14 protein-coding genes are annotated in these 19671 nt (G+C 38.6%); 4 read left to right on the top strand and 10 right to left on the bottom strand.

Features of this window, described 5'->3' with window-relative positions; translation table 11 throughout:
* Window positions 1-100: 100 nt before the first annotated feature.
* The 3 genes from LCP48_RS08560 to pdxR form a co-directional block, all read right to left on the bottom strand.
* Window positions 101-1228 (bottom strand): conserved virulence factor C family protein, encoded by a 1128-nt coding sequence (locus LCP48_RS08560; RefSeq protein WP_048390119.1) that lies wholly within the window; start codon window positions 1226-1228, stop codon window positions 101-103.
* Between the two features lie 12 nt (window positions 1229-1240).
* Complete coding sequence (locus tag LCP48_RS08555; RefSeq protein WP_009374238.1) at window positions 1241-3127, bottom strand: ABC-F family ATP-binding cassette domain-containing protein; 1887 nt, start codon at window positions 3125-3127, stop codon at window positions 1241-1243.
* Between the two features lie 121 nt (window positions 3128-3248).
* A complete protein-coding gene (pdxR, locus tag LCP48_RS08550; protein WP_004229609.1) occupies window positions 3249-4715 on the bottom strand; it encodes a MocR-like pyridoxine biosynthesis transcription factor PdxR in 1467 nt (488 codons plus the stop codon).
* Between the two features lie 102 nt (window positions 4716-4817).
* Between pdxR and LCP48_RS08545 the strand changes: the two genes are divergently transcribed.
* Together LCP48_RS08545 and LCP48_RS08540 are read left to right on the top strand one after the other, a co-directional pair.
* Window positions 4818-6224 (top strand): pyridoxal phosphate-dependent decarboxylase family protein, encoded by a 1407-nt coding sequence (locus tag LCP48_RS08545; protein ID WP_009374239.1) that lies wholly within the window; start codon window positions 4818-4820, stop codon window positions 6222-6224.
* A gap of 518 nt (window positions 6225-6742) precedes the next feature.
* Window positions 6743-7498 carry a hypothetical protein gene (locus tag LCP48_RS08540; protein WP_004229615.1) on the top strand — a complete coding sequence of 252 codons (756 nt, stop codon included), beginning with the start codon at window positions 6743-6745 and terminating at the stop codon, window positions 7496-7498.
* A gap of 611 nt (window positions 7499-8109) precedes the next feature.
* Here the strand turns inward: LCP48_RS08540 and LCP48_RS08535 are convergent.
* The 7 genes from LCP48_RS08535 to LCP48_RS08505 all read right to left on the bottom strand — a co-directional run bounded on the left by LCP48_RS08535 (window position 8110) and on the right by LCP48_RS08505 (window position 18649).
* Window positions 8110-8724: an HD domain-containing protein gene (locus LCP48_RS08535; protein ID WP_004269404.1), complete on the bottom strand. Its 615-nt coding sequence runs from the start codon at window positions 8722-8724 to the stop codon at window positions 8110-8112.
* Between the two features lie 678 nt (window positions 8725-9402).
* Complete coding sequence (locus LCP48_RS08530; RefSeq protein ID WP_009370450.1) at window positions 9403-10446, bottom strand: S-methyl thiohydantoin desulfurase domain-containing protein; 1044 nt, start codon at window positions 10444-10446, stop codon at window positions 9403-9405.
* A gap of 16 nt (window positions 10447-10462) precedes the next feature.
* Window positions 10463-12037, bottom strand: coding sequence for an OPT/YSL family transporter (locus tag LCP48_RS08525; protein ID WP_004269402.1), 1575 nt, complete (start codon window positions 12035-12037; stop codon window positions 10463-10465).
* Window positions 12038-12059: 22 nt separating this feature from the next.
* Window positions 12060-12812, bottom strand: a complete 753-nt coding sequence (locus LCP48_RS08520; RefSeq protein WP_004269401.1) for an IclR family transcriptional regulator — start codon at window positions 12810-12812, stop codon at window positions 12060-12062.
* A gap of 12 nt (window positions 12813-12824) precedes the next feature.
* Window positions 12825-14504, bottom strand: coding sequence for a hydantoinase B/oxoprolinase family protein (locus tag LCP48_RS08515; protein WP_004269400.1), 1680 nt, complete (start codon window positions 14502-14504; stop codon window positions 12825-12827).
* Window positions 14505-14507: 3 nt separating this feature from the next.
* Window positions 14508-16544, bottom strand: coding sequence for a hydantoinase/oxoprolinase family protein (locus LCP48_RS08510; RefSeq protein ID WP_004269399.1), 2037 nt, complete (start codon window positions 16542-16544; stop codon window positions 14508-14510).
* Window positions 16545-16969: 425 nt separating this feature from the next.
* Window positions 16970-18649, bottom strand: a complete 1680-nt coding sequence (locus tag LCP48_RS08505) for a formate--tetrahydrofolate ligase (RefSeq protein ID WP_004269398.1) — start codon at window positions 18647-18649, stop codon at window positions 16970-16972.
* Between the two features lie 213 nt (window positions 18650-18862).
* Here LCP48_RS08505 and LCP48_RS08500 point away from each other — a divergent pair, with 213 nt between their 5' ends.
* Together LCP48_RS08500 and LCP48_RS08495 are read left to right on the top strand one after the other, a co-directional pair.
* Window positions 18863-19063, top strand: coding sequence for a cold-shock protein (locus LCP48_RS08500; RefSeq protein ID WP_004269397.1), 201 nt, complete (start codon window positions 18863-18865; stop codon window positions 19061-19063).
* A 145-nt stretch (window positions 19064-19208) separates the two neighbouring features.
* Entirely contained in the window at window positions 19209-19487 is a 279-nt protein-coding gene (locus LCP48_RS08495) for an amphi-Trp domain-containing protein (protein WP_004269396.1), read from the top strand.
* Window positions 19488-19671: the final 184 nt, after the last annotated feature.

The raw sequence follows: 19671 nt of genomic DNA, 5'->3' as shown, positions 1-19671 counted from the left end.
AGAGGACCTATCACCATTCAGAAGCACCTTACCCATTTATTAGGGCGAATGCCAACCATTACAAAATAGAAAAAAACCAGCATTTGCCGGTTTTTCCTGATTATTGTTGACGGGATTCGGTCATTTGCTTCCAAACCGAGCCTTTTGCTTCCTCGCCTTGTTCGATACGGGCAATGGCCATTTTCACTTGTAGCTTCACTTCGAATTCTTTGTCATCTTCGGCAGCCTTCAATGCTGGTAAGGATTGTTCTGTGCCGACCTCATATAAATACATGGCTGCGCGCCAGCGAACCAATTTGTTTTTGTCCTGTAAGGCTTGCAGCATGGCTTCTTCAAATTCTACAAAGCCCAGGTCACTCATGCAGTCACCTGCTGTTCGACGTACTGCTGCACTTTTATCTTGTAGGGCTCTTTCTAAATAAGGGACAACTGCCACATCCTCAATCATGCCTAAGTACACCGTCGCTAGTCGACGGATAGACATTTGTTCATCCTGTAAGGCTAAATCTAATAGCGGTAGATCGTCTAGCTCAGGATCAGCCATTTGATCAAGCAGTTGGAAGCGTTTCTCCCATTCAGGTTGCTTGAACTGTTCTACTGTCACTTTGAGTTTGTCCGTTTTCACAGCGGCTTTTTCACCATCATTATTGATAGCTGTGACAATTTCTGCTAAACGGTCAGCAGAATAAGTGACATCAATCTCCTGTTTGATTGTTTCAGCAATTTCCTCCAGCTCACCGTAGCGAACCCCATAATCAATCCACTTACGTTGGAAAATATAGTTTTCATCTACTGCTGACTCAATAATTTGATTAAAAGCATCGACAAAACGGTCTCCGCAGCTAATACGATATTCACGTTGGTTATCAAAAACTTTTACTTGTAAAGGCACCTGCTTGTAAAATTGTACATGGACATAAACCTCTCCATAAAATTCATTGGCCACAACCGTTTCTTCTTGTGTTTGGACATCTTCCCCTAACACTTGACGAATACTTGCTAGAATGCCTTCCCATGCATATTTAGCATTACGCTCAACAGCAAAGAAATCGGCTACATGGTAAACGCCCTTTACTCCCTCAATCGCTAAAATAGCAGCTGCCTCGCCTGTTGCTTCGTCTTTATTATCCTTTGTAAAATTATAGCTCTTCCCGAATGGTAGCTCTGTATCAACAACAATCTTCATAGAATTGGGACTTGGCGTCGGTTCAATGGTAATAATCTTCATGTCTATCGCTCCTTATCCGTTAACTATTTCATCTAAATACGACCATCTTTCAATTAGATGCTCATACTGTGCATTTAGCTCATCCAACTTAGCTGTTAATTCCTGTAGCTTGGTAAAATCTGAGCCTGCATTGGCGATTCCTTCTTCGGTCTCCATAATAGCAGTTTCTGTTTTCTCTATCTCGTCTGCAATCGTTTCCCATTCTTTTTGCTCTTTAAACGATAGCTTTTTTTTGTCTGATTTTGGCTTTTCTGATTTGGCCTTTTCTACTTTTGGCGTTTCTACTTTGACAGTAGCTGTCTGCTCACGTTTCTCCAGATACTCACTGTATAGATCCAGTGTTTCCTCTACTTGTCCCTGACCATCTAGTATCCATAGCTTTTTCGCAATACGGTCGAGGAAGAAGCGATCATGGGAAATCGTGATAACCACGCCTGGGAAATGCTCGATGAAATCCTCTAGCACACCTAATGTTTCAATATCTAAATCATTCGTTGGCTCGTCCAATAATAAGACGTTTGGTTGCTCCATCAATAAACGTAATAAATGAAGACGCTTGCGCTCACCGCCCGATAATTTTCCAATTGGAGTACCATGAGCATGCAACGGGAATAAAAAGCGCTCCAGCATTTGAGCAGCTGAGTAACGGACACCCTCTGCATCGGTAATATCATTTGAAGCCTCACGTATATATTCAATCATGCGCTCATTTTCATTCATTTTCGGCAATGTTTGCTTGAAATGTGCCAGCTTGACCGTTGACCCAACAAGAATTTCACCTTGATCGGGTGTCAGCTCTCCTGCTAGCATGTTCAACAAAGTTGATTTTCCTACACCGTTCGCGCCGATAATGCCAATTCGATCACCTTGCTGTAGTAGAAACGAGAAGTTTTCAAGGATTTTTTGCTGGCCAAAGGCTTTCGAAATTTTCTCAGCCTCCAGCACTTTACGTCCAAGACGTGTTGTCGCAAGTCCCATATCCAAGGAAACATCTTCTGTTTTGCGTTCTAGGTTTTCTTCTAGCTTTTCAAAGCGTTGAATACGAGCCTTTTGCTTGGTTGAACGCGCCTTCGCACCACGACGTATCCATTTTAATTCTGAACGATAACGATTGCGATCCTTCTGTGCAGAAGCAGCTTGCATCTCCTCACGAATAGCTCGAGCCTCTAAATAATCACCGTAATTCCCTGTATGACGATACAAGGTTTGATTTGCTAACTCGTAAATATGTGTTGATAATTCATCTAAGAAATAACGATCGTGGGTGATGAAAATCACTGCACCCTTTAATCGTAAGACCATCTCTTGAAGCCATTCTGTAGATTGTACATCTAAATGGTTGGTGGGCTCATCCAATAAGTAAAGATCCGCTGGTTCAATTAACACCTTCGCTAATGCAACACGTTTTTGCTGACCGCCTGATAGCGTTAGTACCTCTTTTTCAAAAGTTTCAATCCCAAGCTTTGTTAAGGCCGTCTTTGCAAGGGCATTGACATCCCATGCCTGTTCTTCATCCATGCGCTGTTGCAGACTAAATAACGTCTTTTGTAAACTTTCGGATGTTGGGTTACTTGCTAGAGCAGCAACCGTTTCCTCATATTGACGATTCAGCTGTAAAATGGGCGAATCGCCTGAAAAGACAGCTTGTAAAACTGTTTCGCCTGCCTTAAAAGTAGGCTCCTGTGGTAAATAAGCGACACGGTATTTATTCGGGCGATCTACTGTCATCGAATCCGCTTCCATGTCCCCAGCTAAAATGGATAACAGGGTTGATTTTCCCGTTCCATTTATACCGATTAAGCCTGCCCGCTCTCCCTCATAAATGGTAAATTCAATATTTTGAAAAAGCGTTTTATCGCCCACTGTTTTGGTTAAATTTTGTACAATTAAATGACTCATTCCACTATTCCATCTCTTTCATGTTAGGTATTGTTCATGCCCACACGATTTTTATGTAGACGATTATTGATATCCACTATTCATCATAACATCAAACCGTAGGTAAACAAAGAACAACAAACTAGCAACGAACTGGTGGCATGTCCTGTAAATAGGATTCCATAAGCTGACAAAGCTTGATGATTCCTTGTGTTAAGTCTTGCGGTTCAGGATAAGAATAACTAATTCTCAGATGGTGATATTGTGGCTCTCCTGGATAACAAGCTGAGCTTGGTAAAAAGGTAATTTGGGCTTGTTGGGCCTTCCATAACAGCTCATCCGTATTGCCATTACTAGGTAAAGACACCCAAATATTAAGCCCACCTTTTGGTTCGATCCAAGTAACGCCTTTTGGTGCATACTTATTCAACAATGCCATCGTCTGATCCCTTCTTATCTCAAGCGCAATGCGCAGTTTTTCTAAATGGGTATGCATTCGGTCTGAACGTAAAAATGGAATCAGTGCCTTTTGTGTCAATAGTGGATTGCCCGAATCGGCAAATGATTTCGCTGATAAGAGCCGTTGATGGACAGTACCATTCGAGATGATGGCTCCAATTCTACAACTAGGGGCTAACGATTTGCTAAATCCTTTTAAATAAATAACATGACCACTTTCATCTAATGCTTTAAGAGTAGGTGGTGGTGGATTATTGTCAAAATAAATTTCATTCCATGAATCATCCTCTACAATAAGAAAGCCGTATTGTTGGGCAAGGTCTAGTAACTCTCTTCTTCTAGCTTCGCTTAAAACAGTTCCTGTAGGATTCTGAAATGTTGGGTTTGTATAGATCAGCTTTGGTTGTTTGCTTAAACATAATGTCGCTAGAATAGTTGTCTGCATACCTTCTTCATCTACTGGAATGGGAATAATATGGGCTCCGCGATTTCTAAAGACATCGATTGCTGCTGTATAGGTAGGAGCTTCGGTAATGACAATGTCTCCTGGTCCAATAAATGTTCTAGCCACTACATCAATACCTTGTTGCACACCATTTGTCACAATAATTTCTTGAGGCGTTGTTTCAATGTCACCATATTGTTGTACATAATCCCGAATTGCCTTTCGTACATCTTCATCACCTTGTACAGTCCCATAGCGCGTAACAATCTGAGGATCCGCGAGTAAAGTTGCCACGATTTCATTCGTCAAATAAACTGAGGGCAATAACCCCGGATGGATGGTCGCACTTGAAAATTTCATCGCATACTCTGTTCCTTTATTTAATATGGATTGTGAACGTTGAATGTAGTCGGGGATCGCTAATTGCCAATTATAATTACGTTGGCTCATATGCATGCTACCCTGTTCATTTTTTCGCACGAATGCCCCCTTGCCATGCATCACTTGAATATACCCATTTCTTTCTAATAATGCATAAGCCTTACTGATCGTTACGGGGCTCACTTGATTTTCTTTAGAAAAGCTCCGTATAGAAGGTAATTGACTTCCCTCCTGTAAAAAGCCTGATCGTATTTTTTCTGCCATAATATTTGAAATCTGATGGATTAAGGTTTGATCTGATTGACGATTTAGCTTTATTTTCATTTACCCTCCAACTGTTATAGTCCTAATTTGACTGTTATATATATCACTTTATAGTGTAGAGGCAGAAATAGCTAAATATAAAATGAAGGGGAATGATGATACATGACGAACATGAAGCAAGATCAGGAAAATATTGAAACGATTTTAACGGATGTAGTGCACCATGCAGCCAAGTTTTTTAGCAGTCTTGAAGAAAGAGCCGTAACAAGTCAAGCTTATAACGTACCTGCTTCAACACTTTCTGAAGTAGGACAGGGCGCTCAGTCGACACTTCAATACTTTTCACAGCATTATGCTGAAGGCTTAAGCGGCAGTGCAGGTTCAAGATATTTAGGGTTTGTTACAGGTGGAGCTACGCCTGCTTCGATTGTTGGAGATTGGTTAGTCAGTATTTACGATCAAAATCTATCCAATACGCAGGATTCTGTAGCAGGCTCAATGGAATTAACGACGATTGATATGTTAAAAGATTTATTGCTATTGAGTGAGGATTATCAGGGAACATTTGTCAGCGGGGCTACGATGGCTAATTTCGTAGGACTTGCTCAAGCAAGAGAGTGGGTGGCGCAATACTATGGGAAAAGCACTGCGATGGATGGGTTATTTGATATCCCACCGATAAAAATCGTCAGTGGTACGCCGCATTCGAGTATTGTCAAAGCAACTTCTATGCTTGGCCTTGGTCGAAAGTCTATTCATCTTATTCCATGTCAAGAACAGCGTGAAGCGATCGATATTACAAAATTACAACAGTTTCTCGAAGACAATCAACAAGAACCTTGTGTTGTCGTAGCAAATGCGGGAACCGTCAATACGGTTGATTTTGATGATTTACTAGCAATTGGCAAGCTAAAAAAGCGCTATAATTTCTGGCTTCATGTAGATGCAGCTTTCGGAGGCTTTGCTGCGTGTTCACCCAAGTACTATCACTTAGTCGAGGGCATTAACTATGCTGATTCGATTACGATTGATGCACATAAATGGCTGAATGTCCCTTATGATGCGGCTATGCAATTTACCCGACATCAATCGTTACAAATAGCCGTATTTCAAAACAATGCTGCCTACCTTGATAGCTCGCTTGAAAATCCGAATTTTAGTGATCTTACTCCTGAAAATTCACGACGATTCCGTGCGTTGCCAGCTTGGTTTTCACTTCAAGCTTATGGTAAACAGGGCTATCAACAGTTAATCGAACAAAATGTACTGCTAGCTCAGCAGCTTGGACAAAAAATAGAGCAAAGTGACCAATTTACTTTGCTAGCACCTGTTCGTTTAAATGTTGTGTGCTTTGCCATCAATCATGAAGCACTGACAGTCGAAATGAACAAACAATTTTTGAAGACATTAAATCAACAAGGCAAAGTGTTCATGACACCAACTCTTTACCAAGGTGTGCCAGCTATGCGTGCGGCTTTCAGCAATTGGCGTACAACCACAGAAGATCTAACTATTATTTGGGAAGCACTAACGACAGCTATACAATCCTTTTTCCACGAGTCCCTTTAATCTATGATAAAAGCTATCAGTGTACCTTAAATGGCCACTTAATTTACTTGTCCAAATTTAATAAATGAGTCTATTGTGATTGAAAGGGTTTGATGCGCGCCACCTTTTCGTTCAACAGTAATTTTTAAATAAAATACTGCTGCGAAATACTTGCAGAAACCAAAAAAATGCTCGGTGCTCAATTAAAAAAACACCTAGCATTTTTTATCTTTAGTGAAAGTTATATGAAAATGAAGCTACATATGCTCTTATTTCAGTTGTTGATGTCTGGAGTTATGCTAAGAACACAGAAGAATCTACTGATATAACTACAATACCTGAAATGTGATTATCCATATTAAAATTGAACATTCTCAGTTCCTGAAAGACTAGTTTTTACATCTAAAAATTGAGTATCTGTACTTACATTAAACTGATTTGCTTTGGTTATCCAAATTAGAGTCTGATTTTATATACCAATATAGTCATATATAGTAAAATGATATTATATGCCATAGTTAGTTTTGGGGGAATCAAAATTGCAGAAAAACAAAGTTAACGTTTTGAAAATGAATAATTTGTACAAACGGTTTATAATGTCAACATTATGCTTACTAACACTTACTGGTTGTACTAATCAAGAGACTACAAATAAGTTAAACGGAAATGAAGAAATACATGATACTAAGGAAATGAAAGAATTATCTGCTGAAGATCAAAAGCGTCAAGAAAAAGCTGAAAACATTGAGAAAAATATAATTGAACTTATCGAACAGGAAAACTATTTAGATACAATCACCCATTATAAAAATTCATTTATTAAAAATGTCGATAAAAAATTAAAACCAACAGAAAAAACGATTGAACTTTATAATATTGCTGTTGAAAAATATATAGAAAAGGCTGAAACCTTTAATTACTATGATTATAATCTTTTATCGCTAGATATGGAAAACTTAAATGAAAATGTTCTATCTCTTATAAATAAAAAATTTCCAACAAACATTGAAGAAATTGAAGCATTTATAAAAAATAACGAAGAAGAAGCACGTGAAAGTTATGCAAATTTGAAAGCTGAAAATGAAGCAAAGGAAAAAGCTAGAATAATTGAGGAAGCCAAAAATCGAGTATACATAGGAATGACAAAAGAACAAGTTCTCGCTACTAATTGGGGCAAACCTAATGATATTAACCGAACGATTACTACTGATCATATATCAGAACAATGGGTGTATTCCGCATATGATAAATATCTTTATTTTGAAGATGGAATATTGGTAGCAATACAAGATTAATGTCCATAAGTATCTGAATAGCGAAACAGTCCTCTGGTATATCACGATTAATCATCAATGTTTCAAAGAACAAGGTGATGCGACAAAAGCCGAGGAAAAGGTGATGAACCCCAAAAGTTAGAGTAGAAAATCTAACCTTTGGGGTGTTTTTATATGACAAAATATTAAGATGAATTTATATTTTTAAAAACTGTTAAAGAATAGAAGTCAATTTTAAATTATTATTACTATTTAATAAGATGATTCTTCTGATTCTATACTAATTCAATTGTTCCATTATGAAATAAAATTTTTATCATTGCCTTGATAATAAAAAAAGAATTGTAAATAAAGTAAGTTATTAGAGAATGTTAAAATTGACACACCCGAAGATGAAGTTAGGACGCTTTTTAAAGGGTTATGCGGTGTAAAAACAAAATCAGATTTTAAAAAACCCGTCACAAAAGGATATTGTTTAATACATTCTTTTACGTTTTTGCGATAACAGCACTATGCGAGTGCTACAGATTTCATCCAATAAAACTGCAGCTTACAATAAAATGATTATGTCAAACAAATATGCTAATGAAGCGCACGAACCGCCCTTCAATTGAAAGGCGGTTCGTGTTGTTTTATTGACCAATTTCGTGTTGTAATTGCTTTAAAAAACTTTCCATAAATTGATGACGTTCAAGTGCCATTTGCTTGCCCTTTTCCGTCACCATTAAATCTTTTAGCAGTAATAATTTCTCATAAAAATGAGTAACAGACGCGGTATTTTTTTGACGATATTCTGACTCTGACATATTTGTGCGTGCTTCTTCTTCCTTATCATAAAGCTTGCGACCTTTTGCTCCACCGTAAGCAAATGTTCTGGCAATGCCAATAGCACCAATCGCATCTAAACGATCTGCATCTCGGACGATTTTTGCTTCCAATGATGTTGCTTCTAGCTCATTCCCACCATTAAATGACACTTGAGCGATGCAATTTCGAATATGTTGCTTTTTTCCCTCGCTAACAGGTAATTCCGCAATAAGCTGTTCTTCCTTTTCCTTGCTATCGGTATACTTTTTGTCACTGACATCATGTAAAAGTACAGCTATTTTCACAACTTCTTCATCTGCTGCTGGCTCTGTATGTAAGATCGCTAGCGCATTTTGATAGACACGCTCAATATGTTGGAAATCATGGCTAGCGTCAAACTGTTCATAAATTTCACGTACTTTACTCATTAAATAATCCATAGTTCAAACTCATTCCCTTCCTACACGATTATACTGTATTTATAGCCCTCACGAAAAATAAAAAATCAAAGCCTTTTCAATTGACTAATTTTTCAGAATATTATAAGATAAACGTACAGAACAAACAATTTGTTCTGTACCTCATATTTTTCAGCTACGTACAAACAGCTATGTGTTTAACAGTATTAATATCAACTTCAGCGGGCTTACAATTGAATAGTATGTTTGCAAGATGACATAAGTAAAGAAAACCAATCATCAAACAAATAAAAGTGAACACTTTCCCTTAGAAATTCTTTGTTTAACCCGCATAGCATGATGTACAGCCGAAAATTGTGAACAACAAGTTAGTTGTTTTTGCGACCAATAGGTTTTCATTAAATGGAAGCCACGTGTAATTGTTTTTTGTTATTGGTTGTTACCTTCTTCTAGTTGTACGAACGTAGCTCCTCCCTTTAATGAAAATCGTACACGATGATGGCTGACAGTTTATGAAACCACGTGAATGAGTCGTACAAACACAATGAAGATTTCTATAAACCAAAATTGTAAGAAGTTATAAAGGAAGTAGGAACGATTGTGATAAAATGTATTACCATCCCGCTGAAGGACAAATAAAAGCTGCCCATCTTACATTCAAGTAGATGATGGCAGCTTTTACTGTTTTGTTTTCTTATTTCATAGAACGCCTTTGATCACTTCATCAATTTCCCGCAATAGAGCCTCGTTTTGCATGGTTGTACTTAATTTTAAGTTAGATTGGTCTACATGTATCACTGTGACATGCATTCCCTCTTTAATACTTGCACTTGGAACTGGCATCATTTTCTCTGTATCGAACGTCATGATGAGGTCTGGGAATTTGGATTGTACCTGCCCTTCCTTCGATAATGTCATATATTCATTCCAGAACGTCAGATGGTAATCCCCCACTGATAATTTCCCTACATCGAAGCCATTTTCCTTTGTTAACGAATAATTTGTGACGGCACCTGATACGATGTGCACCCCATTCAAATACTGCAACACATGGGCTAGCTTTTCTTCAAAGGTTTGCCCATTTAAGAAGCGATAGCCAAGTTCTATGGCCATAGTGATCGCATTTGGTGCGCCATGTTTTTGTAAATAGTCAATCGTCACAGGATTTCGAGTGACCCCTACTAGTCCGCCTGCTAATATAGAAGCTTGGCGTGCTGTCTTTGCGGTGCTGTGTAAATTTCCTTCCACAAAGCCTTGGACCGCGAAGTCATCTTTTCCTCCTGCATAAAATTGTACGGATTGATATTCTTCTTGTTCATGGAGATTTAAAGAACCCATGATTCCCGTTGGATGTGCTCGCCCATTACAGGGAGCATCCACAACAGGTACATTTAATAAAACTGACTGCAACCAGCCATTGATCGTCGTGATGGCACCATTTTCATTGGTAATGATGCCCTTTAGACGTTGATTGATATGGTTGTTCATACTACGATAGCTCCAACAAAGCTGTTCATTTGAAATATATTGATCGACCGCTGATGGCGCACCTACCATTGCCACACAGGCAACTAAATCTTCTTGATCTAATTCGGTAATATCCACGATTTGAGGTTCGCCTGCTGCAAAGATTTCCTCTACTAGCTTGAGTCCTTCCTCTAGGAGACCACCGCCGCCTCCGCCAAGGATTGCTCCTCCATAAACGGCCGCAATCCCATCCTCATAGGACAATACTTTTGTCATCCTTTATTACCCCTTTCTATTTCCCTATTTTGATAATAGAAGTGAAGAAGCTATATAAAGCATCTCCGGCAATAACACCTGCTGCAAATACTGTCATTTCAGATTCTCTCTTACCTTTCGTCACATATGTGAAAATTACACGTAGTAAGATACCAACTAGAACAGCCCAACCAGCAATTGGATTGACAAGTAATAGACCTGTTGCAAATAAGATACCCATTTGACGTTTTGAACCACCGATGAGCTGAATTAATGCACCTGGAATCGCCCATATCATTAATTGTTTTGCTACATCGCCTGTAACACCTGATTGAATTGTGGCTGCATACACATGGTTAACAGGTGCTACTAAATCCTGTGCAAAATAAGATTTATAGGATAGCAGAACTACAACTGCCGAAATTGCAAAAGCTAACATACCAGCAATCAATTGTTGCTTGCGACCTTCTTTTTCTAATGCAACATCACTACCATTACCACGTAAAATGAAACCAGTTTTTAAGTCATAACCCATATCCGCAAACGCTACCCCTGTAGCTGCACTATACCCTGCTAGTAATGCCAGTGCTGGCGCTGGGAAACCAATTAAAATACCCACAATCAGTGTAATAAATGCCACTGCAAATGCTGGGAACCAACCCGCATGCATTGCTGCGATACCCACAATTAGCTCATGGACAAATGCAGCAATCGTTGCAAAGATGATGAATCCTATTAACATACCGAAAGACATGTGTGAAATAATACCGCCTAAAATAGCGATTAACAGAGCAATGGCCAAATAAGCTATAAAACCAACACCAAATGCTTGGCGAATTTCTTTTGCATCTTTTGAATAGCTTAACTCTTCTGACTTTTTAGCTGACTTTTTATTCAATAAGGCAAAAGCTACTTGGAAAAGTGCTACAATCCCAGCACCAATCATAACGCCATGAGGAATATAGTAAGCATTTAAGTCAACATTAAATAATTGAACAGAATAGCCTCTTAATAAAAGCCCAATCCCAAACATCGTCAGTGCCCAAATATTACCGATGAACGCTACCCCAAAAGCTGACATTGGAATTTTCAAAACAGATCCCACGATACCAATTAACACGCCACCAATTAATACCTTTGCATTCTTACCGCCTTTATCGCCCGCTTTAATGGCTTCAGCTGTTGCAATTCCCGGTGGCCAAGTACCTGCTGCTGGGAAAATCTTTGTATCGAAAAATTTATATAATAATAAAGCATCAACAAACATCGCTAAAATAACACCGATAAACAATGGTAATACTAAATTTTCATAGCCTAATACATATGGAATACCGATTGGCAACATTAAACTACTTGCTGCACTAAATGTTGCTGCCGAAATGGCTGTTTGAATAATATTTTGTCTGTGTACAGATTTAAAGGCAATTAGCTTGCCAATCGGTATTCTTCCAAGAATCATCGCAAATATTGCCCCAACGATTGATGTATTGGCAGAAATCCCTAAAGTCGTAATCAGCTGTATCCCAATAATGGCCCCCACAACAGATGTTAAGACGATCATTAGTAGAGTTACAGGCTCTAAAGCCCTTGGATGTAATACTTTATTATTCATAGTGTCAGCTCCCCTATTGTTGTTATAATTTTGAAATGTGTGATTGTATTTGCTGAGCTACTTTCACTAACTGTTCAAGCATATTTTTCTCCCTTTGATCATCTAAATCATATACTAACCCAGAAATTGTAAGAGATGCAGTGATTTCCTTTTTATAGTTAAATAACGGTACACTGATGCCAAATGCATGTTCATTATACTCTCCGACGGTAACACACCAGTTGTTTTGACGAATTTGTTGCAGCTCTTCCTTTAATGACGCTAGGAAAGAAACCTGCTCTTCCTTCGATTGTTCCTCATGAAAGAAGGCCATTAACTCTAGCTGTCTGTCCTCCTCTAAATAAGCAAACATGACCTTACAGGAAGCACCGATGTAAAGGGGTGTCTTTGTTCCTAAAGACACCGCATACTTTACATTTTTATTGCTTTCGGCTATTTTCGTTGTGACACCGTATTCATTGTCCATATAAGTAAGAAATACTGATTCATTGATTTCACTGGCAAGATTTTGCATCAATTCATAAATGGTCGAGTGAGGGTCTTTTGAATTCGATAACACATCATAAAAAAGGTACATTTTATAACCTAATTTATATTTTTTCGTGTGTTCATCCTGTATTAAATAACCCGCTTCTGTAAATGTATTAATGGTTCTTTGCACGACACTTGTCGGCAGTTTCATCATGCGTGAAATTTCACGAACACCTAATGCATTTTCTGTCGTTGCAAAGCATTCTAGTATATCCAATGAGTTTTTTAATGTCTTGACAGTCATTTATTTCTCCCTTTAAGCGTTTTGATAACCGTATCGCTCTTTTGCTACATCTACAGAAATATATTCATTTAATAGATCACGTTCAATGGCCTCTAAGCTTCGATCATGTGGAGGACCATAACCACCGCCAGTAGCTGTCACAAGCTCAATACGGTCGCCTTTTTGCAATTCATAATTGGCAAGTACGCCCACTGGTCCAATTTTCGTTCCATCCTTTTTATGAATGATTAAATAGTTGTGAGAGCCTTCTCCACCACCATTTAAGCCGAATGGCGCGAATTGATGTCTACCTAAGTTCACAGAAACCTTTTGACCATCATGATTGACTGTATAAACGCGACGAACACCTAAGCCACCTCTAAATTGACCAGCACCAGCACCGTCACAATTTAAGCTATATTCATCAATTTGAATACCGTATTTTGTTTCTGCAATTTCAACTGGAAGATTATATGTTTCACCATCTCCCATACAGTATTGCCCGCTTTGCCCATCCTCATCATTCGCCGCTCCCCAGCCACCAACAGATGGCTCAACAATTAGGAATGACTCATCATTTTCAGGATTTTTCCCAGTGAGAATAAACGTACAAACAGATTGTAAATGCCCTGCCGATAAGCGTTCTGGTAAATGCGGCGCAAGCGCTTTCCAAATGAGATCAGCTGCCCCAATACGTGCCTCAAAATTCATAGACACAGGATGTGGGCGTTTAGCTGAAACAATGGAATTGTCATCTGTGATAATCGTTAAGCGTTTAAAGACACCTTCGTTAATTACGTCAATATCGCCAAGTAATGCTAGGAACATAACGCGCACACTTGCCATTAAACCAAATTGAGAACAGTTCATTGGCACATTGACCGCAGGATGTGAGCCTCTGAAGTCACAAATAAACGCCTCATCACTGATTGTGACTTTCACTTTTATTGGATAAGGTCCACCCTTTAATGGGTCCCCTTCAATAAAGTCCTCCGCATAAAATTCACCTTTAGGTAGGTGTTGAAGCTCATACTCTACAATTTTCTCACCCTTGTCCAATAATTTTTGAATGGACAATTTCACCGATTCCGCACCAAACTTCTGACAAAGCTCTGCGATTCGTTTTTCACCTGTTTTTAAGGCGGCTACTTGTGCAAACATATCACCGATTGAAAGCTCTGGTAAACGAACATTCGTAGAAATAATTTCATAGACTGCATCGTTCAACTCACCTTGATGATAAAGTTTGACACCTGGTAGCTGTAAACCTTCCTGATAGATTTCATTAGAATTACTTGTAAACGAACCCGGGTCCATGCCCCCTACCTCTGTCCAGTGTGCTTTATTGGCAGAGTACGCAATAATTTCACCGTTATAGAAAATTGGGAGAACTAAGCCCACATCCGATAAATGTGAGCCGCCTCCAACATAAGGGTCATTGATAATAATGACATCACCTTCGTGTAGTTTTTTCCCATTATCAAACTTTTCAATTACACGCTGTACCATTGGACTTAACATCCCAATAAAACTCGTTACACCGTTTCCTTGACTAATTAAATTACCCTTGGCATCTGTTAAACCACAAGCATAGTCTAATACCTCATAGATAACTGGGCTCATAGAAGAGCGTGCTAGAGCAACAAACATCTCATCTCCTATAGCTAGCAATGAATCTTGAATAATTTCTACTGCAAAAACATCTTTTTTCATGTTTTATTTCCCCTCCATCTCTACAATCAAATTGCCGTATTGATCAATTTCTATCGATTGCTTGTCATTGATTACGACCGTAGATGTTGGATTTTCCACAATGGCAGGACCTGTAATGACATAGCCAGGTACTAATTTTTGTTGGTCATAGACATTGACCGTTACCCAACCTGTTCCCTTCACATATAAATTGCGTTGTGCCTTGATACATGTGGAATTGTCAATATGAGAGAAGTCTAGCTCTTTGAATTGAACCGCCTCATCTTTCCCGTAGATTGTAAGATGTAAGTTCACTAACTCAATTGGTGTAGCTGGTAAATCAAAAGAAAACTCTTGTTTATGTTTGATGTGGAAGGCTTCAGCTAATGCAAGTAACCCCTCTTCATCAAGCAAAATAGCTGATGCATTTAATTTAACGGCATGCTCTTGACCTTTGTAGCGTAAATCATAATTAATTTCAAAATAATAATGATCCTTTGATAATGGTGCATCTGCATAGGCAGTGGCAATCACTTGATCAATATTTTCTTGAATAACCGCAAGATGATCTTTGTCAAAGTTCATTAAACTTGTTTGAATGTAATCTTGTCGATATTCGGTCATCATCATTCCTAATGCTGAGAAGACGGATGAGCCATAAGGAATAATGACTTTTTTCATACCAAGTTCTTCTGCTAAATTCATCGCATGTAGTGGACCACCACCACCAAATGCCACCATTGTAAAGTCTTCAGGGTCGTAGCCTTTACGAATAGAGATCAGCTTCAGTGCATTTAACATATTAGAGTTTGCAATATCTAAAATACCTTGTGCTGCTTCTTCTGCTGACACATTAAATGGTTTCGCAATGCCTTCAATAAGAGCCTCCTCCACTTTGTCAATGGATACTGGGTTATCAAAGTTTTCTAAGGATAATCTTCCTAAATAAACATTGGCATCTGTAATTGTTGGCTGTGTATTCCCTAAGCCATATGCTACAGGCCCTGGATTTGCCCCAGCAGAATCTGGTCCAACCTTTAATGAGCCAAACTGATCTACACGTGCGATGGAGCCACCACCATTTCCGATTTCCACAATATCCACTACAGGTGTTTTAATTGGATAGCCCGCAAATTTTTCATTTCTTTCAATATAGTAATCTGTTGTGACATTGACTTTGCCATCTGTAATAAGCGAACATTTTGCTGTCGTCCCACCAACATCAAAAGCTATGATATTCGATTCATTTAAAAGTTGGCCTAATTTAGCTGCCCCAAACATCCCTGCTACAGGTCCAGATTCAACGAGGTTGATTGGTAGCTCCATTGCTTTATCAAAGCTTGTAGTCCCGCCATTCGATTGCATAATTTTTAAATGGTCTGTAATGCCAATTGTGCTTAATTTCTCTTTTAGACTTTTTAAGTAGGCATGTGCAATTGGCTTTACATAAGAATTAAGGACTGTTGTGTTTGTTCTTTCATACTCACGGTATTCTTTAATCGTTTCACTTGAAAGTGTGATATATACTTCAGGCCAAATTTTTAAAATGGCTTCTTTTAACTGTTGTTCATGAATTGGATTTTTATAGCCGTGTATTAAGGAAATGGCAATCGCCTCAACACCTAACTCCTTAAATTTATAAACGATCTCGTCAACTTCCTCGGTATTAAGCGCTTTCATAATATTTCCTTTAAAATCAATTCGCTCATCGATTTCTTGACGTAAATAACGCTCTACAAATGGTTCTGGCTTTTTATATTTAAAGTTATATAAGTCTGGCCGATTTCCACGAGCAATTTCTATAACATCACGGAAACCCTTTGTTGTAATTAACCCAACTACGCCCCCTTTTCTTTCCGTTAATGTATTGATGATAACCGTCGATCCGTGAATAAATGATTCAATGAAAGAATCTTCCGTTACATGTCGTCCTAATACATTTAATATGCCATCCTCAAAGTGACCAGGTGTCGTATGTCCCTTATCAAAATGAAGATTTCCTTTTTCATCTGTGAAAACTAGGTCAGTAAAAGTACCGCCAATATCTGTTGCGATTTTCAAGACTTCATCCCTCCGTGTTCCTATTATCGGTACAGTGTTCCGAATTAGAATTAAATAAATTATATTTAAAAGAAAAAGAAAATTCAATGTATTTTTTAAATAAAAATTCATTTGACAATTGTCCTTCCTTGTAAAAATCAGCTCTATCTTTCCAATATCAGATAAATATAGATAAAAAATACCAAACACATTTCTATAAGGAAAGTTCTCATGATTTTTGTGAACATAAAAAAGATCCTAGTTTTCACTAGAATCTTAAAAAAATTAATTTTTTCGAATTTTTACTCAAGGGGTGGATAAAGTAATCACCCTAAATTTTACTTTTATACCATATTTGCATTGTAAACAATTGATGATTCTAGAACGATACTTACCAAAATTATCAAAAAAAGCTGCCCATTTAAGTTAGGCAGCTTTAATATCGTTTAGAACAATCCTACCGCATGTCCTTCATTATCGACATTCATGCGTAGAGCAGCTGGTGCTTTTGGAAGTCCTGGCATTGTCATAATATCGCCAGTTAGACAAACTAAGAAGCCTGCACCAAGCTTTGGAATCACTTCACGAATTGTAATGGTGAAGCCTTCTGGTCGACCAAGTAAACTTGGTTGGTCTGATAAAGAATACTGGGTTTTCGCCATACAAATTGGAAGAGAGTCCCAGCCGAATTTTTCGATTTGGGCAATTTGTTTTTTGGCTTGGTCTGTAAATTGTACATCTTTCCCGCCATACACCTTTTGCACAATCGTACGTACCTTTTCTTCAATCGACTCTGTGACATCATATAAAGGAGAGAAGTTGTTTTCTTCCTCTAGCACAGCTAGTACTTGCTCAGCTAAGGCTAGACCACCTTTACCGCCCTCTTCCCAGACATTCGTACGGGCAATGCGAACATGATTTTCTTGACACCAGTTCAGAACGGCTTCTAGTTCAGCCTCTGTGTCCGTGATAAAACGATTTAAGGCAATAATTGGTTCAACGCCAAATGTACGAACTGTATCTACATGTTTAGCTAAGTTTTCAATTCCTTGTAGGAGTGCTTCCACATTTTCACCTACAAGAGCTGTTTTCGGAACACCACCATGCATTTTTAATGCACGAATTGTCGCTACAATGACAACTGCGCTTGGTTTAAAGCCTCCCTTACGAGCTTTAATGTTCATGAATTTTTCAGCACCTAAATCAGAGCCGAAGCCCGCTTCTGTCACCACAATATCAGCTAGCTTACGAGCGGTTTGTGTCGCCATAATAGAATTACAGCCGTGGGCAATATTCGCAAATGGACCACCATGGATAATAGCAGGTGTTCCCTCTAATGTTTGAACTAGGTTTGGCTTAAAGGCATCTTTTAATAATAGTGTTAAGGCACCCTCTACCTGTAAATCACGCACAAAGACAGGCTCACGCTCGAAAGTATAGCCAATCACAATACTAGCGATGCGCTCACGTAAATCCTCAATGCTTGTTGCTAAACAGAATACTGCCATAATTTCAGAGGCAACCGTTATATCAAAGCCGTCCTCACGCGGCATGCCTTGAACAGGACCACCTAATCCCACCACTACTTTACGAAGGGCACGATCATTTAAGTCCATGACACGCTTCCAAATAATGCGTCGTGGATCAATGTTAAGTGTATTTCCTTGGTGGATATGATTATCAATAAATGCGGATAAAGCATTGTTAGCTGTTGTAATCGCATGAAGGTCGCCAGTAAAATGTAAATTAATATCCTCCATTGGTATAACTTGTGCGTAACCTCCGCCAGTTGCGCCACCTTTTACGCCCATGACTGGACCTAATGATGGTTCACGTAATGCGACCATCACCTTCTTATCTAATTGATGAAGGGCATCTGCTAGTCCAACAGTCACAGTCGACTTTCCTTCACCAGCAGGGGTTGGACTTATAGCTGATACTAATACTACCTTTGCATCCTCACCCTGAGCAATAATTTTTAATGGGTCGATCTTTGCTTTGTAGCGTCCATACTGCTCAAGAGCATCCTCTGGAATACCCGCAGCATTGGCAATTTCCGTAATAGGTTTGATCACTGCTTGACTAGCGATTTCTAAATCTGATAATGGTTGATTTTTCGTTGTCATTTGGCATCCTACTTTCTATGTTGTTCATTTCCATTATAGTCTTAATTGTGAAAAAAAAGAAAGCCAGATATACAAGCATTTCGTCAATCAATTGACATCTTTGCTCAATTCCTGTATGTTCTAAGAGAAAATGCATTTTTTTCACATTTTCACAATGAGAGCACCATTTATTTAACTTTATTTTACATTCAAGCGCATTGGAGGCGAATGCTTATGCAACAGGGGATCGTAAAGTGGTTCAATAATGAAAAAGGTTATGGCTTTATTGAATGTGATGATGGCGAAGATGTATTTGTTCATTTTACGGGCATCCAGGAGGAAGGCTTCCGTACACTTGAAGAAGGTCAAAAGGTTTCATTTGATGTTGTGGAAGGCAATCGTGGACCCCAAGCATCAAATGTTGTAAAACTATAAGCATAATGGGGCTATCCATGTAGTTCCAGATTAGCAGCGGATTAGGAAATGCATCGTTTTCCTCATCTGCTTTTTGTGTTGTTTTATAAGCTGAATGCCTCCTCCATGTTATAATAGAAGTAATTATACGTAAGGAGGGATTTCGATGCATAAACAAAATAAACCCATGACTGAAGTTATTTTGAAGCATAAAGAACGACAAAGTGTAGCAGAATTTGCGGCAACACTGGAAACGATTGCAAAAAAGCTTAAAGAAAATGGTGAATTCACTTTTGTTCAAGGCACAGAGCCAACAGTTGTCAGCCCAAGTGAACAGCTCAAAATCGAATACTCCTATACCAAAAAGGGCGACAAGCATTCATTTGAAATTGAGTTTGATTGGTATACAGGTACAGAAACACCGAAAAAAATGACCATCGAATAACAATTGGCAACGAAAATCCACTTCTCAGATGAAGTGGATTTTTCCATACTGTTGAATAAAGATCATGTCACTAGCTAAAACCTTTTAGCAAGGTGAAGGATTGTTTTCGCTCCAGAGCCTCCTCTGTAACGCTAAATCCCCTAGGAATGACGCTGCACTCCAATCAACCATTCTAAAAAAGTGG

It is taken from the genome of Lysinibacillus capsici (genome assembly GCF_020217405.1).
GTDB lineage: Bacteria > Bacillota > Bacilli > Bacillales_A > Planococcaceae > Lysinibacillus > Lysinibacillus capsici.
Note: the sequence above shows the minus strand (reverse complement) of the source record. Positions and strands in the feature narration are given on the sequence as shown.

Excerpts from the sequence above, each read along its gene's own strand:
- LCP48_RS08560 (WP_048390119.1), bottom strand. The coding sequence starts at position 1,228 with ATGAAGATTATTACCATTGAACCGACGCCAAGTCCCAATTCTATGAAG.
- LCP48_RS08555 (WP_009374238.1), bottom strand. The coding sequence starts at position 3,127 with ATGAGTCATTTAATTGTACAAAATTTAACCAAAACAGTGGGCGATAAA.
- pdxR (WP_004229609.1), bottom strand. The coding sequence starts at position 4,715 with ATGAAAATAAAGCTAAATCGTCAATCAGATCAAACCTTAATCCATCAG.
- LCP48_RS08545 (WP_009374239.1), top strand. The coding sequence starts at position 4,818 with ATGACGAACATGAAGCAAGATCAGGAAAATATTGAAACGATTTTAACG.
- LCP48_RS08535 (WP_004269404.1), bottom strand. The coding sequence starts at position 8,724 with ATGGATTATTTAATGAGTAAAGTACGTGAAATTTATGAACAGTTTGAC.
- LCP48_RS08530 (WP_009370450.1), bottom strand. The coding sequence starts at position 10,446 with ATGACAAAAGTATTGTCCTATGAGGATGGGATTGCGGCCGTTTATGGA.
- LCP48_RS08525 (WP_004269402.1), bottom strand. The coding sequence starts at position 12,037 with ATGAATAATAAAGTATTACATCCAAGGGCTTTAGAGCCTGTAACTCTA.
- LCP48_RS08520 (WP_004269401.1), bottom strand. The coding sequence starts at position 12,812 with ATGACTGTCAAGACATTAAAAAACTCATTGGATATACTAGAATGCTTT.
- LCP48_RS08515 (WP_004269400.1), bottom strand. The coding sequence starts at position 14,504 with ATGAAAAAAGATGTTTTTGCAGTAGAAATTATTCAAGATTCATTGCTA.
- LCP48_RS08505 (WP_004269398.1), bottom strand. The coding sequence starts at position 18,649 with ATGACAACGAAAAATCAACCATTATCAGATTTAGAAATCGCTAGTCAA.
- LCP48_RS08500 (WP_004269397.1), top strand. The coding sequence starts at position 18,863 with ATGCAACAGGGGATCGTAAAGTGGTTCAATAATGAAAAAGGTTATGGC.
- LCP48_RS08495 (WP_004269396.1), top strand. The coding sequence starts at position 19,209 with ATGCATAAACAAAATAAACCCATGACTGAAGTTATTTTGAAGCATAAA.